General features: G+C 68.3%; 14 protein-coding genes. 8 read left to right on the top strand and 6 right to left on the bottom strand.

Annotated elements, in window-relative coordinates; all coding sequences use genetic code 11:
* The first annotated feature begins 44 nt into the window (after positions 1-44).
* Both ACWD4A_RS19915 and ACWD4A_RS19910 read left to right on the top strand, forming a co-directional pair.
* The gene (locus ACWD4A_RS19915; protein ID WP_451195536.1) at positions 45-284 is read left to right on the top strand and encodes an acyl carrier protein; all 240 of its coding nucleotides are present in this window, start codon (positions 45-47) and stop codon (positions 282-284) included.
* A gap of 130 nt (positions 285-414) precedes the next feature.
* Positions 415-1,176, top strand: coding sequence for an SDR family NAD(P)-dependent oxidoreductase (locus tag ACWD4A_RS19910; RefSeq protein ID WP_451195534.1), 762 nt, complete (start codon positions 415-417; stop codon positions 1,174-1,176).
* Between the two features lie 8 nt (positions 1,177-1,184).
* Here ACWD4A_RS19910 and ACWD4A_RS19905 read toward each other — a convergent pair whose 3' ends face one another.
* The gene (locus ACWD4A_RS19905; protein ID WP_451195533.1) at positions 1,185-1,568 is read right to left on the bottom strand and encodes a winged helix-turn-helix transcriptional regulator; all 384 of its coding nucleotides are present in this window, start codon (positions 1,566-1,568) and stop codon (positions 1,185-1,187) included.
* A gap of 151 nt (positions 1,569-1,719) precedes the next feature.
* Between ACWD4A_RS19905 and ACWD4A_RS19900 the strand changes: the two genes are divergently transcribed.
* Positions 1,720-2,673 carry an NADP-dependent oxidoreductase gene (locus tag ACWD4A_RS19900; protein WP_451195608.1) on the top strand — a complete coding sequence of 318 codons (954 nt, stop codon included), beginning with the start codon at positions 1,720-1,722 and terminating at the stop codon, positions 2,671-2,673.
* Between the two features lie 117 nt (positions 2,674-2,790).
* Here the strand turns inward: ACWD4A_RS19900 and ACWD4A_RS19895 are convergent, their stop codons facing one another.
* Entirely contained in the window at positions 2,791-3,381 is a 591-nt protein-coding gene (locus ACWD4A_RS19895; RefSeq protein ID WP_451195531.1) for a TetR/AcrR family transcriptional regulator, read from the bottom strand.
* Positions 3,382-3,576: 195 nt separating this feature from the next.
* On the opposite strand from ACWD4A_RS19895, the gene ACWD4A_RS19890 reads away from it, so the two are divergent.
* Positions 3,577-4,761 carry an FAD-dependent oxidoreductase gene (locus ACWD4A_RS19890; RefSeq protein WP_451195530.1) on the top strand — a complete coding sequence of 395 codons (1,185 nt, stop codon included), beginning with the start codon at positions 3,577-3,579 and terminating at the stop codon, positions 4,759-4,761.
* 60 nt (positions 4,762-4,821) lie between these two features.
* On the opposite strand, the gene ACWD4A_RS19885 is transcribed toward ACWD4A_RS19890, so the two are convergent.
* From ACWD4A_RS19885 to ACWD4A_RS19875, 3 genes are all read right to left on the bottom strand, one after another.
* Positions 4,822-5,160 carry a hypothetical protein gene (locus ACWD4A_RS19885; protein WP_451195529.1) on the bottom strand — a complete coding sequence of 113 codons (339 nt, stop codon included), beginning with the start codon at positions 5,158-5,160 and terminating at the stop codon, positions 4,822-4,824.
* A gap of 150 nt (positions 5,161-5,310) precedes the next feature.
* Positions 5,311-6,591 carry a hypothetical protein gene (locus ACWD4A_RS19880; RefSeq protein WP_451195527.1) on the bottom strand — a complete coding sequence of 427 codons (1,281 nt, stop codon included), beginning with the start codon at positions 6,589-6,591 and terminating at the stop codon, positions 5,311-5,313.
* 432 nt (positions 6,592-7,023) lie between these two features.
* Positions 7,024-7,356, bottom strand: coding sequence for a hypothetical protein (locus ACWD4A_RS19875; protein ID WP_451195525.1), 333 nt, complete (start codon positions 7,354-7,356; stop codon positions 7,024-7,026).
* Between the two features lie 468 nt (positions 7,357-7,824).
* Between ACWD4A_RS19875 and ACWD4A_RS19870 the strand changes: the two genes are divergently transcribed.
* From ACWD4A_RS19870 to ACWD4A_RS19860, 3 genes are read left to right on the top strand one after another with little or no spacing between them, the layout of a single operon-like run.
* Positions 7,825-9,240 carry a family 2B encapsulin nanocompartment shell protein gene (locus ACWD4A_RS19870; protein ID WP_451195524.1) on the top strand — a complete coding sequence of 472 codons (1,416 nt, stop codon included), beginning with the start codon at positions 7,825-7,827 and terminating at the stop codon, positions 9,238-9,240.
* 50 nt (positions 9,241-9,290) lie between these two features.
* The gene (locus ACWD4A_RS19865) at positions 9,291-10,481 is read left to right on the top strand and encodes a family 2 encapsulin nanocompartment cargo protein terpene cyclase (protein ID WP_451195522.1); all 1,191 of its coding nucleotides are present in this window, start codon (positions 9,291-9,293) and stop codon (positions 10,479-10,481) included.
* A 27-nt stretch (positions 10,482-10,508) separates the two neighbouring features.
* The gene (locus tag ACWD4A_RS19860; RefSeq protein ID WP_451195520.1) at positions 10,509-11,369 is read left to right on the top strand and encodes a geranyl diphosphate 2-C-methyltransferase; all 861 of its coding nucleotides are present in this window, start codon (positions 10,509-10,511) and stop codon (positions 11,367-11,369) included.
* 164 nt (positions 11,370-11,533) lie between these two features.
* Here the strand turns inward: ACWD4A_RS19860 and ACWD4A_RS19855 are convergent, their stop codons facing one another.
* Positions 11,534-12,226, bottom strand: coding sequence for an N-acetylmuramoyl-L-alanine amidase (locus tag ACWD4A_RS19855; protein WP_451195607.1), 693 nt, complete (start codon positions 12,224-12,226; stop codon positions 11,534-11,536).
* 859 nt (positions 12,227-13,085) lie between these two features.
* On the opposite strand from ACWD4A_RS19855, the gene ACWD4A_RS19850 reads away from it, so the two are divergent.
* Positions 13,086-13,328, top strand: a complete 243-nt coding sequence (locus ACWD4A_RS19850) for a hypothetical protein (protein ID WP_451195518.1) — start codon at positions 13,086-13,088, stop codon at positions 13,326-13,328.
* Positions 13,329-13,427 lie beyond the last annotated feature (99 nt).

The raw sequence follows: 13,427 nt of genomic DNA, 5'->3' as shown, positions 1-13,427 counted from the left end.
CCACCGAGGTCCGCCACACCGACCCCAAGAAGGAGGAACCCGCGGTGAACAACACCGACATCCTCAACGCCCTTGCCAAGATTGTCGAAGAGGTCACCGGTGTCGACTCCGCCAAGGTGACCACCGAGAAGTCCTTCACCGACGATCTCGACATCGACTCCCTGTCGATGGTGGAGATCACCGTGGCGTTCGAAGACAGGTTCGAGATGAAGATCCCCGACGACCAGGTCGCGGAGTTGAGGACCGTCGGCGACGCGGTGAACTACATCGCCGACCACCGGTAACTGCCGCCGGAAGGCCTGGCCGTGGCACTGCTTGGCTCGTGCCGGTCGTCGTCGGCCGGTCACCACCGAACGAGACTCACTTCGGGAGATGTGCCGTGTACGGAATCGCTGCCCGTAGGGTCAGGCGGTCATGAGCGTCCTCGATCGCTTCCGGCTCGACGGTCGTGTCGCCGTGGTCACCGGCGCCTCCTCCGGGCTGGGTATCGCCTTCGCCACCGCGATGGCCGAGGCCGGCGCCGATGTCGTGCTCGGAGCGCGGCGCACCGAGAGGCTGGAGGCTGTGCGCACGGCCGTCGAGAAGCTCGGCCGTCGGGCCGTCGCCGTGCGTACCGACGTCGCCAAGCCGGAGGACTGCCGCGCGCTCGTCGACGCGGCTGTGCAGGTATTCGGGCGGGTGGACATTCTGGTCAACAACGCCGGGATCAGCGGTGAACGACCCGCGACGGAGGAGACACCGGAGCAGTTCCGCGAGGTCATCGACATCAATCTCAACGGCTCCTATTGGATGGCCCAGGCCGCGGGCGCGGTGATGCCGCCCGGCAGTGCCATCGTCAACGTCTCGAGCATCCTCGCGCTCGTCACGGGCGGTCTGCCGCAGGCCGCCTACTCGGCGTCGAAGGCCGGGCTCCTCGGGCTCACCCGCGATCTCGCTCAGCAGTGGACCCCCGGCAAGGGCATCCGCGTGAACGCCCTCGCGCCGGGCCTTTTCACCTCCGCGATGACCGACGGCTACGCCGAGGGCTACCTCGAGGCGATGATGCCGCGGGTGCTCTCGGGCCGCATCGGGCAGCCCGAGGAGCTCGCCGCGGCTCTGGTCTTCCTCGTCTCCGACGCGTCGTCCTACATCACCGGCACCACCCTGACGGTCGATGGGGGCACGCACATCGCGTAGTGAAGTGCTCACGATGATGCGGTCCTTGGAGGCACGCTCGTGACGTTGTCGACGTTCTCCTCGACCCAGGTCCGCAGGTGACGCAGCGGCACCGCCGCGCTGTGGCCGAGGGCGGTCAGGGCGTATTCCACGTGCAGGGGCACCACGGGGTAGACGGTGCGGTCGACAAGCCCCGTGTCCTCCAGGCGGCGCAGGGTCCGGGTGAGCACCTTGGGGCTGACGCCCTGCAGGAGTCGTTGCAGAGCCCCGAACCGCTGCGGCCCTTCTTCCAGGGCTCCGATGGCCAATGCCGACCACTTGTTCGCCAGCAGGTCCAGCATGGCGCGGCAGGGGCACTGGGCCGCGTAGACGTCGTGGTGGGCGTGCTGCCCGGTCCGGCAATCGGTGGTCATGGGAATGCTCCTCAACAGCATGCTTCCCATTGGGAAGTTGATTCCCTTGATGGTAACCACCCCCTTGTGGCTACGGTCGATCCCACTGGACCGGGGGCCGATAAGCGGCCTTTCGGCAGGTTTGTTTCAAGGGAGATGACCCATGTCCTCGATGCGCGCGGTGGTGCAGCACGTCTTCGGCGGCCCCGACGTCCTGCGGGTGGAGGAGGTGCCCCGGCCCGTGCCGCTGCCGACCGAGATCCTGGTGCGGGTGCACGCCGCCGGGATCAACCCGGTCGACTGGAAGACCCGGAGCGGCGGCGGCATGGCCGGGGTGCTCGGCGAACCGCCGTTCACCCTGGGCTGGGACGTCTCCGGTGTCGTGGAGGAGACCGGCTTCGGCGTGACCACCTTCAAGGCCGGTGACGAGGTCTACGGGATGCCGTGGTTCCCCCGCGCGGCCGGTGGTTACGCCGAGTACGTCACCGCCCCCGCCCGCCAGTTCGCCCACAAGCCGACGAGCATCAGCCACGAGCAGGCCGCCGCCGTACCGCTGGCAGCTCTCACCGCCTGGCAGGCCCTGGTGGACACCGCCGACGTACGCCCCGGCCGGCGGGTGCTGATCCACGCCGCCGCCGGAGGTGTCGGACACTTCGCCGTCCAGTTCGCCAAGCACCTGGGAGCCCACGTCACCGGCACCGCAAGCCGCCCCCGCCACGACTGGCTCACCGCACTCGGCGCCGATGAACTCATCGACTACACCGCCGTCCGCTTCGAGGACGCCGTCAAGGACATCGACGTGGTCATCGACCTTGTCGGCGACGCGCACGACAACACCGGCATCCGCTCGCTCGACGTGCTGCGCCCCGGCGGACTGATCGTCGCGATACCCGCCGGGGTCTCGCCCGAGCTCCTGCAGGCGGCCCGGTCGCGGGGGCTGCGCACCAGCGCCTTTCTGGTCGAGCCCGACGGCCCGGCCCTGACCCGCATCGCCGGACTCATCGACGCGGGCGAGGTGAGCGTGGAGGTCGAGGAGGTCTTCCCGCTGGAGCGGGCCGCCCAGGCGCACACCCGCGGCGAGAGCGACCGCACCCGCGGCAAGCTCGTTCTGCGCGTCACGCCCTGACGCCCATTCAGTCGCCGCCCGCGCGAGCACGACCATGCCGTGGCGAGAAGAGGCGAGAAGAGGTGACTCTCAGAGCAGGCTTCGCCCTCCCCTTGCGCCTCCTCACCTCGGAGTGGGTCACCTCTCGTCGGCGGACACCACCGTGTGCCAGCCGTGTTCGAGGAGGTCGAAGGCGCGCTCGACGGCCTGGCGGGGATCTGCCTGCCCCCTTGCCAGGCCGACCGCTTCCAGGGCGAAACGGGCGAGGGCCTCGCAGGCGGCATCGCCCTCGGGAGCGCCCGTGTCCTCGGCGATGGCCTGTGCCAGGGCTGCCTGGTGACGCATCCACATGCGGTGGGCGTACTCCCGCAGTGCCGGAGTGCCGTCCACGAGCTCGGCGAACCGTGCGAACCCGGGGTCGGTGGCGACGTCGATCTTCACGCGCAGGACATGTTCGCGCAGAGCGGCCGGGATCGACTGGCCGGCCGGGCGCTCGCGCACCGCGGCGACCAGGGCGGCCTCCTGGTCCGCGTCCTCGTCGAAGACCAGTGCCTCCTTGCCGGAGAAGTGCTTGAACAACGTCGTGGTGGACACATCCGCGGCATCCGCGACGTCCTTGATGCCGACCTGGTCGTAGCCCCGTTCGAGAAACAGCTCCAGGGCCGCGTCGGCCAGTGCCCGGCGGGTGGCCGCCTTCTTGCGCTCGCGGCGCCCCATCGTCTCGCTCATGAAGCCCACCCTACTCCTTGATTGACCAAATCAAAAAGTTAACTCATTGCACTTATTTGGTGAGTGTGCTTTTCTGGAGGCATCGAGCCGGCGGCAGCATCGCACGGGGACGGAACGGCCGTGTCCGCATTCGAGATTCGAGCCACCCACCGGCCCCGCTTCCGCCTCTCCCGGAACCAGAAAGGTAATCAGCCCATGAGCACCTCCCCCGCACCCCGTATCGCCATCATCGGCGCAGGCCCCGGCGGCCTGACCTGCGCTCGCGTCCTGCAGCGCCACGGCATCGGCGTCACCGTCTACGACCGCGACGCCTCCGTCGACGCCCGCAACCAGGGCGGCACCCTGGACCTGCACGCGGACTCGGGGCAGATCGCCCTGCAGGAGGCCGGACTTCTCGACGACTTCCACGCTCTGGCCCGGCCCGAAGGGCAGGCCAAGCGCATCCTCACCCGCCACGGCGAGGTCCTCGTCGACTACCGGCCCAGCACACATGAGGACGCCGCGCCCGAGATAGACCGCGGCCAGCTGCGCACTCTGCTGGCGAGCTCCCTCACCCCCGGCACCATTCAGTGGGGCCGCGCCCTCACCTCCGCCACCGCGAACGGGGACAGCACCCACCGCCTCACCTTCGACACCGGCTTCACCACCGACGTCGACCTCGTCATCGGCGCGGACGGCGCCTGGTCCCGCGTACGACCTCTGGTCAGTGACGCCACGCCCGTCTACACCGGAGTCACTTTCATCGAGGCCCACTTCGACAACGTCGACACCGACCATCCCGCCGTCGCTGAACTCGTCGGCGACGGACACGTCTTCGCCACCGGCGACCACAAGGGTCTGATCGCGCAGCGCAACAGCAACCAGCACGTGCGCGCCTACATCGCCATCACCGACGACGTGGACTGGTACCGCACCGCCGGCGTCGGCCTCGACGACACCGCGGCCGTACGCGCCACCCTGCTCCAGGCATTCACAGGATGGAACGAGCAACTCCTCACCCTGATCACCGACAACGACGGCCCGTACGTCAACCGGCCCCTGTTCGTCATTCCCGCCCCGCACACCTGGCCCCGCACCCCGGGCGTCACCCTGCTCGGGGACGCCGCCCACCTGATGTCCCCCTTCGGCGGCAACGGTGCCAACTTCGCCATGCTCGACGGCTGCGAACTCGCCCTCGCCATCGCCCGCCACGACACCCTCGACGAGGCCGTCACCGCCTACGAACAGACCATGCTGCCCCGTGCCGCCCAAGCCGGCGACGGTACAGCAGCCCTGGCACGCAACTTCGGACCGGGCGACCGCGACCGTGCCGACATCCCCGACTTCGCCGAGGCCGGAGAGCGGTACAAGCAGGGAGCCGCCGCGTACCGTAACCGGTGACCGCACCGCCCACCGGTACCGACCGGATCGTGAGCCAACGGCCCACGGTCAACGGCGGTGTCAGGCCCGCACTATGACGGTCAAAGGCCGCGAGACGCTCCACTCACCGGAGGCGTGGCCGATGAGGTAGCTGACCCGCGCCGTACAGGGCGGCAACCGCGGTATGGCGAAGAGCGTGCTCGTGCCGATTGCGGCGGCACTGATCATCCGGGTTTCGATCTGCGAGGTGCGCATGACGCCGGTGTCCCAGCGCAGTTGCACCTCATCTCCCTCGGTCATCCCCGCATACGGTTCGACTCGCACCACGAGCCGCGGCGAGCCGCCGTTCACCGTGACCGTACCGTTCGCCGCGCCGTCGACCGAGGGCACGGCCAACGGCTCCGCGGACGCCTCACCCATATCCCCATCCCCATACGGACCGGCACTCGGTCACCGGGCGGTGACAGCAACCGGATCCTCGCATCCATCGTCCCCGGCATCACCGATTCCATACATGGCGCATTCACCTCCCATGCATGCGGCGTTCGCAGTCGGGGGGCGTGTGGCCGCTCAGCACAAGCGCCGTACGTAGATGTCGGTGACACGCTCCGGGTGTCGGGGAACGAGGTTCGTCGCCTCCGATTCGAAGGCCACCAGGCATCCGCCCCGCGCGGGCGCGGGATCTTCTGCCGGGTGATCCGGATAGCCGCCGTCCACGGCGACGCTGATCCTGCGGGTCGCGGCACGCCCGTGCCGCCGCAAGTCGCGCAGGTAGAGCGCGTAGCCGCAGTGCGGCTCGGCGGTGGCGCACGATCCTGTGGCGTAGCCGACGTACCGGCCGTCGGGACTGATCCGCGGTGCCCGCGCGGCCTTGTCGAGCGGCCCGCCGTCGGGAGCCGTACTGGCGAGGACGGTGCGTCCGGTGCGCAGGTCGTGCACGAACACCTCCCACAGCGCGGTCGGGTTCCGCGCGGACTTCCCGTCGCGGTTGGTCACGTACGCGACGAAACGGCCGTCCGCGCTGAGGGAGGGCCGGCCGTACCAATGGCTGACCGGCCGCGGGTCACCGGGCGTGTGGTCGACGACGTCCAGCCGGCCGGTTCGGCGGTCCCGGACGTAGACGGCGTTCTTCTCGTTCACCCTGGCGTCGTCGTACGCGCTGAAGGCCACGTAACGCCCGTCCGCGCTGATCGAGGCGTCGTTCAGCAGGGGCAACTCCGGAGCGACGGCCTCACTGATCAGCTCGGTGGTACCGCGCTCGCGGTCGCGTAGGTAGAGGGCGCTCTTGACGAAGGGCGGCCTGTTGATCGCCACGTCACCGAAGAACGCGACGTAACGGCCGTCGGCGCTGAGGGCCCCGGGTCTGGCCTGCCGGAAGGGCACGCCGTCCGGGCCGATACCGATCGCCTCGGTGTGCCGGGTGCGCAGATCGCGCACGTACACGTAGGTGCCGCCGGGCGGCCGTCGGCCTGGGGCGAGGGTGGGGTCGCTCGACGTGAAGCCGACGAGGCGGCCGTTCCCGCTCAACGTCACGTTCCAGGTACCGTCTTGGGCTTGTCGGCCGTCATCGGCGACCCCGGCGCGGATCAGGGTGCCGGCACGCAGGTCCCGTACGAAGACGTCCCCGTTGCCGTTGGTGCCGCCGGGCACCAGGTTGGATGCTTCGGATTCGAAGGCCACATACCGGCCGTCACTGCTGACCATGGGCGCGATGGACCGTCTGTCGCCGCGGGTCCCGTCCGAGGCCACACTGACGATCTCCGTACGCGGCACGTGCGACCGCGCGGCGGAGGGCGATGCGAAGCTCAGGGCGGGCAAGGTCACGGTCGCGGCCAGCGTCATGCGTGTCATGACTGCCGTGACAGCGCGCAGGCGAATGGCCATGCTGTCTCCGTCGATGCCGTCGGGGAACCCCGCACCTACGGCGCGGGGCCGAGCCGTATCCCTGGAAACAACCGTATGTGCGGCGGGCTTGCAAGAGTGCTCCGGCAAGTCGCTGGGGGGACTCCGGAAACAGCGGCGAGGAGAAGGGCCCCTGCCCCCACTGGCTGGATCGTGGCGCGAGGTCCCGGAGACCGGCGGGCTGCAACTCCACGACGCGTACCCGCTCTTCCGGGATCGGCTCCGCTTGGCGGGCCAGCTGCGACAGCTCGGCCGGATCCTGCGTGACGACACCGCTCTCACGTCCGAGGGGACCTTGCCCCACCTCCGGAGCAACTGTCCTTGCCTGAATCGACCTGCACCCGGCCCGGCTGATGGCCGGCCCACCCAGCAGCGCGGGTTCTAGAAGAAGTTGAACCGTACGGCGTTGGGGCGGACAGAACCCCAGGACATTCCGGTGTTGGGTGGGAGCCTGTCCAGGGCGGCGCCGCTGCAGTTCGTGTTCTCGTAGACGCTCGCCGTGACGTCCGTCTCGTTGTCCGCACCGGTCGCGGGGAGACCGAAGCTGATGCACTCGCCGTTCGGCGGGTCGACCAAGGTGTGGTCCACTCCGTCGATGTCGGTGTAAGTGAAGTTGCCAGTGGCGGTGTGGGCCTCGGTGGAGACGCCGGTCGCCAGCGCGAACGCGACGCAGGCGGCCAGAGCGAGTCGGCCTGCGTTTCCAAGGACGGTCATGGGACGCCTCACCATCATTCGAGTAGGGCCGTGACCGCCAGGATCAGCCTTTCCCAAGATTTGACGAGTTTCTTGCCCTTTTCACTCGATAGGCTCACTTACCGAAGGGCCGTCCCGTAACTGCTGGTTGCGGTGACATATGGGTGAGGGTTGGGGCGCCAGAGAAAGTCGAGTCGGGCAGTGAAGCCCCGCTCCACGCCGACAGGACATAGATCGATTGAGCTTGCGATTCCATGGGTGTACGCATTCGAAATCCCCCGCCTCCATCACCCTCGGAAAGTTCACCGAAGACCCAAGACACAGCATGCACGCCACCGCAAACCCCCAGGTGAACAAGCGCAACCGTGATTTCAACAGGCGCAGTTGTTTTGCCGGGTTGCGTTCCGCTTCCCAGCACGCCGTAGCCAAGCCTTACCTCATCGGGTTTTCATGCTTATCGGCCGGGACGCCCATGGCGAAAGGAAGCCCATGACGACACCAGCAGAACAACAACAGGCCGAACAACAAGCACAGTTGAGCCTCAGCACAGCGGCCGCCCGCAATCTGGCGACAACCACCAAGTCCATACCGCAGATGCAAGGCATCAGCTCACGCTGGGTGATCCGCATGCTGCCCTGGAACGAAGTCACCGCCGGTACATACCGGGTCAACCGACGGCTGACCTACGCCGTGGGGCGAGGGCGGGTGAGTTTCATCAAGACCGGCGCGGAAGTCCGCGTCGTGGCGTCCACGCTCACCGAGGTTCCTCCACTGCGCGGCTTCCAGGAGGAGAGCCTCCTGACGGAACTCGCCTCGCGTTTCACCCAGCGGGACTTCGAACAGGGCGATGTGCTCGCCGAGACCGGGCAGCCGATCGAAGAGGTCTTCCTCGTCGCCCACGGCAAACTCAGCAAGGTCGGCACCGGAAAGTACGGCCAACCCACGGTGCTCGGCATCGTCGCCGACGGCGACCACCTCGGCGAAGAGGCCCTCCGGCAGGACGAGCCGGTCTGGGAACACACGATCAAGGCCACCACCAACGGCACTGTCCTCGCGCTGCCCTGGGTGGCCTTCCAACAACTTCTCCGCCGCTCCGAGGCACTGCGCGGCCAGATCGACAGCTACCTCACCACCCACCAGCAGTCGGTCAACAAGAAGGGTGAGGCCGACGTCGAACTGGCCTCCGGCCACGTGGGCGAGCCCGAGCTCCCCGGCACCTTCGTCAACTACGACCTCACGCCCCGCGAGTTCGAGCTGAGCGTCGCGCAGACCGTACTACGCGTACACAGCAGGGTCGCCGACCTCTACAACGACCCGATGAACCAGGTCGAACAGCAACTACGGCTCACCGTCGAGGCGCTCCGTGAGCGCCAGGAGCACGAGCTCGTCAACAACCGCGAGTTCGGACTGCTCCACAACGCCGACTACAGCCAGCGCATCTCCACCCGCTCCGGCCCGCCCACACCCGACGACCTCGACGAACTGCTGTGCATGCGCCGCAGCACCCGGATGATGTTCGCCCACCCGCGCGCCATCGCCGCCTTCGGCCGCGAGTGCAACAAGCGCGGGATCTACCCCGACAGCGTCCACGTCAACGGACACCTGCTGCCCGCCTGGCGGGGCGTGCCGATCTTCCCCTGCGGCAAGATCCCCATCAACGGCGGAGGCCACAACATCTCCTCCATCCTCGCCCTGCGCACCGGCGAGGAGGACCAGGGCGTCATCGGCCTCCGCAAGACCGGGCTCCCCGACGAGTACGAACCCGGTCTCAACGTACGGTTCATGGGCATCAACGACCAGGCCGTCATCTCCTACCTCGTCAGCACCTACTACTCGGCAGCCGTCCTGGTCCCCGATGCCATCGGTCTGCTCGAGAACGTCGAGGTCTCCCGTCACCGCGACTGAAGCGTCCGGCGCCTCGCCGTTCCGGCGAGCGGGAACGTAAGGAGACCCGGTTGTCACTGCTGTCCCGCGCCTTCTCCACCGCGGCCACCCACGAGCTTGCCGGCCTGGTGACCGCGCTGCTGGCCCACCATGGGAACGTCACCCCCACCCTGCCGCCCCCATCACCCCGCCGAGTACCGGTCGGCTTCCCCACCGGTCCCACCGGGCTGGGGACGTCCGCCGCCCGGATAGCACCGGCGGCCGGGCCGCCCCGGACGGAGCCCGTACGTCCGGCGGCGAGCGGGTCGGTACCCCCGCTGTACTGCCCACCCGCCATCCGCGACGACCCCGCCCTCGCGAAGGAGGTGAACGACCGCCTGGTCTCCTGGGCCGCCGGTGTGGGCATCTATCCGGACCGGTCGGAGGAGTTGCGAGCCACCGACTTCGGGCGTCTGCTGATGCTCACCCACCCCGACACCGACGATCCCGACCGGCTGCTGGCCGCCGCCAAGTGCGGGCTCGCGGAATGGGCGGCCGACGACCACTACTGCGACGACGAATCCGCCGGAGCCGATCCGCGGGTGCTCGGCCCCCGGCTGTGTGTCGCCAACGCCGCCATGGACCCCGCCCACCTCCCGCTCCGCTACGCCCCGGAACTGGAACGCGCCATGCGCGGCGATCCCGTCCTGACCGCCCTGCGCTCGGCCCTCGACCACATCGCCCACTATGCCGCCCCCGCCCAGCTCGGACGGCTCGCCCACGAGATAGCCGGCCTCTTCGCCGGCTTCAACGCCGAGGCCGGCTGGCGCACCGTCGAACGTGTGCCCCCGGTCTGGGAGTACCTCGTCAACCGCCAGTGCAACAGCTTTCTGCCGATGGTCGCCCTCGTCGACGCCGTCGGCGGCTACGAGGTCCCCGCCGCCGAGTACTACGCCCCCCGGGTGCGCCGCGCCTTCAGCATGGCCTGCACCGCCGCCACACTCGTCAACGACCTCTACTCGATGGCACGCGAGAGCGACGGCCCCGGCCTGGAGTTCAACCTCCCGACGGTGATCGCCGCCGAGGAGAAGTGCGCGCTCGAAGAGGCCGTGCACCGCAGCGTCCTCGTCCATGACGAGCTCGTCCACACCTTCGAGGCCGAGGCTGCCGTCCTCGCCGCCGACGGCTCGCCCGCGCTGCGCCGCTTCCTGGCCGGCACCTGGGCCTGGCTCGGCGGCAACCGCGAATGGCACAGCACCACCCCGCGCTACAACGCGGCATGATCGCCGCGCAGAACAGAGGAGTTCCTCATGACCTCGATGGTCGAACACACCGCCAAGGTCCTCCGCACCTCCTACCAGAAGTCGGTCGCGGCGTACTGGGACAGTGAGCAGGCCCCCGTCAACCTCCGTCTCGGCGAGGTCGACGGCCTCTACCACCACCACTACGGCCTCGGGGACTACGACCCGTCCGTGCTCGAAGGCCCCGAGAGCACCCGGGACCGGCGCGTCATCGAGGAACTCCACCGGCTGGAGACCGCCCAGGCCGAGGTCCTGCTCGACCACCTCGGCGGCATCACGGCCCAGGACCGGCTCCTCGACGCCGGGTCCGGCCGCGGCGGCACCAGCTTCATGGCACACCAGCGCTTCGGCTGCACGGTGGACGGCGTGACGATCTCCGAGCACCAGGTCGGCTTCGCCAACTCCCAGGCCGAGGAACGGGGAGTGGCCGACCGGGTCCGCTTCCACTTCCGCAATATGCTCGACACCGGCCTCGGCACCGGCTCCCGCCGTGCCATCTGGACCAACGAGACCACGATGTACGTCGATCTCACCGAGCTCTTCGGCGAGTTCTCCCGCCTGCTGGAGTACGGCGGCCGGTACGTCTGCATCACCGGCTGCTACAACGACGTCACCGGCGGCCGCTCCAAGGCCGTCAGCCGCATCGACGAGCACTACACCTGCAACGTCCACCCCCGCAGCACCTACTTCAAGGCCCTCGCCGCCAACGGCCTCGTCCCCATCGACGTCGTCGATCTGACCGCCCAGACCATTCCGTACTGGGAGCTACGGGCGCAGTCCTCGGTGGCGACCGGAATCGAGGATCCCTTCCTGACGGCGTACAAGGAGGGCAGCTTCCATTACCTCCTGATCGCGGCGGACCGCACCTGACCTCCTTCCCACGAGGCCTCGCTACCGGACTTCCGGCGAATTCGAGGGGTCGCCGCAACACTGTTGGTCAGCCGGCCAGGTCCGGTAGCCCGGCGAAGCGCTCGGCTGGGGTTTCCCAGCCGAGCGTTTTGCGTGGAAGGCTGTTAAGTCCGACGGCGACGGCATCAGCGCATGCCCTGGGCTGCCTTCTTCCGCACCTGCGGCAGAAGGTCGTGCATCTTCTGGCCGGGGCATGCTGTCACATTGACGTCCTGGTGGCCGGTGATGACGTCCACGTTGAGCACCGTGCCCGGCGGGTGGGGGTTGGTTCCGCCGCCGCCCGCGGAGGTGAGGTCCACCTTGCCCTTCGGGTCGAGGCCGTACTGGCCGAGCTTCCAGGCGAGGAGGTCGACCAGGCTGTCGCGCATCTTCTTGGTCGGCTTCGGATTGGGTCCGGTGTCCTCGCCGCCCTCGCTGTTGTGAGGTTCGAAGTTACCGAGGGCGGCCACTCCGAAGGTATTGGTGTTGAAACCCTGGGCATGGCCACCGAGGATGCCGGGGATATCGGTGTCGGGCCGCATCGCGACGGAGCCCTTACGGCCTTCCCAGATGTCGCCGAACCGGTCGACGATGAAGTGGTAGGGGAAGTCGCCGTACCCCAGTTGCGTGATGTGGTGGACGTAGATCCCGTTGATGATCCTCGGGACGTCCTCACGCGAGTAGCTGTTGTTCCCGGTCACCGTGTGGTGGACCATTGCCGCCTTGATCGAGCTCTGGGTCTTGTAACCCGGGTCGGCCAGATCCTCGTCCGCTCCCCAGTCGGCACGCGACTTGACGTCCGGCTCCTGCGCCTGGGCGGCCCGCGGCTGGCGCTTCATGGCCGACGCGGACTCCCCGGGCTCCACCATGGCGAGCCGGAGGTCCTGCGGCAGGCCGCCGCGCGGTGTGGTGACCTTGAACTCGACGCCGTCGGCGTCGCCGGAGAAGTAGGCCGGAGCCCCGGCTCGCTTCGCCTCGCTGTTCACCGCCTCGTCCAGCTCCAGCGGTATCTGCCGCCATTCGCTCCACTCGCCATCCTTGTGGAACCGCGCGGTGGCCGAGGTTCCCGGCGTCACGGGTGAGTCCTTCTTCCAGCTCAGCCCGACCGTGGAGAAGCTCTTGCCCGTCAGCCGGCCCGTCGAGACGGTCCGCTCGCCAGCTCCCTTCCCCTGGGACACGACCTTGTCGGCCGGCTTCCCCGAGCTGTCTGTCAGTGCGACCTGCTCGACATCCGCTGCACTCCGGCCGCGGGAATCCGTGGAGGCTGAACTCGTTGGAGCGGTTGCCGTGACGACGACGGCCAGGGACACGATGCCCAGTGCCGCCGTCGATATCCTGGTGCGGGTCTTCACGCTCTTGCTCTCTCTGCCGTCGGACGATTCCGTTCCGTGGCAATGCCCGCAGGACACGCCGCGGATTTACCTTTACTTTAGGCGAGTTGGTGCCCTCGATCCGCGACGGAGGTATACAGGCTGTCACCCTTTTGTGATTGCGTGGCCGTTCGCAGAAGAATGCTCCACGATGGCGCTGTTCACGGTCCGAACGATTTCGAGCCCGGCTCCGGAATGCCGCGAGTCCGGAAAACTTCCCGACGGTCTCGCCGTCAACTTTCGCCTATGAGGGTCATCATCCGTTCCGCCGGGAGGGGGACGCGGTGAACCTAGTGTCATGCGCACCCGAACAGATTGGAGGAGCACTATGAACAGCAAGAAGGTCATCGGTGCCCTTATGGTCGCCTTCCCTCTCGCGCTCCTTGCAGCAGCCCCCAGTCACGCAGCGGAACGGAACAGTGCCGACAGCAACAACAACGGCACCACTGGCCACGTGATTTGCCACAACGGTCAGTGCTGGGATCTCGGTGACATCGGCAGCGAATGCTGCCCCTTCAGCGACCGCACCATCAAGGACGGAGTGGTCCCGGTCGACTGGACCCGCCGGTGAAGTCGTTGTTCCGCCGACCCCCGCGCAAGCGGGGGTCGGCCCCCGCACCCGCCACCGACGCCGACGCGTCGTCCACCCGGGGTCTCGGCCAGGTCCCCG

Source organism: Streptomyces sp. NPDC002537 (assembly GCF_053594975.1).
The sequence above is the reverse complement of the archived record's forward strand: the minus strand, read 5'-3'. Positions and strand labels throughout refer to the sequence as shown.

Bases quoted from the DNA above. Each gene is read 5' to 3' on its own strand.
- ACWD4A_RS19910 (WP_451195534.1), top strand. From the start codon at position 415: ATGAGCGTCCTCGATCGCTTCCGGCTCGACGGTCGTGTCGCCGTGGTC.
- ACWD4A_RS19905 (WP_451195533.1), bottom strand. From the start codon at position 1,568: ATGACCACCGATTGCCGGACCGGGCAGCACGCCCACCACGACGTCTAC.
- ACWD4A_RS19900 (WP_451195608.1), top strand. From the start codon at position 1,720: ATGCGCGCGGTGGTGCAGCACGTCTTCGGCGGCCCCGACGTCCTGCGG.
- ACWD4A_RS19895 (WP_451195531.1), bottom strand. From the start codon at position 3,381: ATGAGCGAGACGATGGGGCGCCGCGAGCGCAAGAAGGCGGCCACCCGC.
- ACWD4A_RS19890 (WP_451195530.1), top strand. From the start codon at position 3,577: ATGAGCACCTCCCCCGCACCCCGTATCGCCATCATCGGCGCAGGCCCC.
- ACWD4A_RS19885 (WP_451195529.1), bottom strand. From the start codon at position 5,160: ATGGGTGAGGCGTCCGCGGAGCCGTTGGCCGTGCCCTCGGTCGACGGC.
- ACWD4A_RS19880 (WP_451195527.1), bottom strand. From the start codon at position 6,591: ATGACACGCATGACGCTGGCCGCGACCGTGACCTTGCCCGCCCTGAGC.
- ACWD4A_RS19875 (WP_451195525.1), bottom strand. From the start codon at position 7,356: ATGACCGTCCTTGGAAACGCAGGCCGACTCGCTCTGGCCGCCTGCGTC.
- ACWD4A_RS19870 (WP_451195524.1), top strand. From the start codon at position 7,825: ATGACGACACCAGCAGAACAACAACAGGCCGAACAACAAGCACAGTTG.
- ACWD4A_RS19860 (WP_451195520.1), top strand. From the start codon at position 10,509: ATGACCTCGATGGTCGAACACACCGCCAAGGTCCTCCGCACCTCCTAC.
- ACWD4A_RS19855 (WP_451195607.1), bottom strand. From the start codon at position 12,226: ATGAAGCGCCAGCCGCGGGCCGCCCAGGCGCAGGAGCCGGACGTCAAG.
- ACWD4A_RS19850 (WP_451195518.1), top strand. From the start codon at position 13,086: ATGAACAGCAAGAAGGTCATCGGTGCCCTTATGGTCGCCTTCCCTCTC.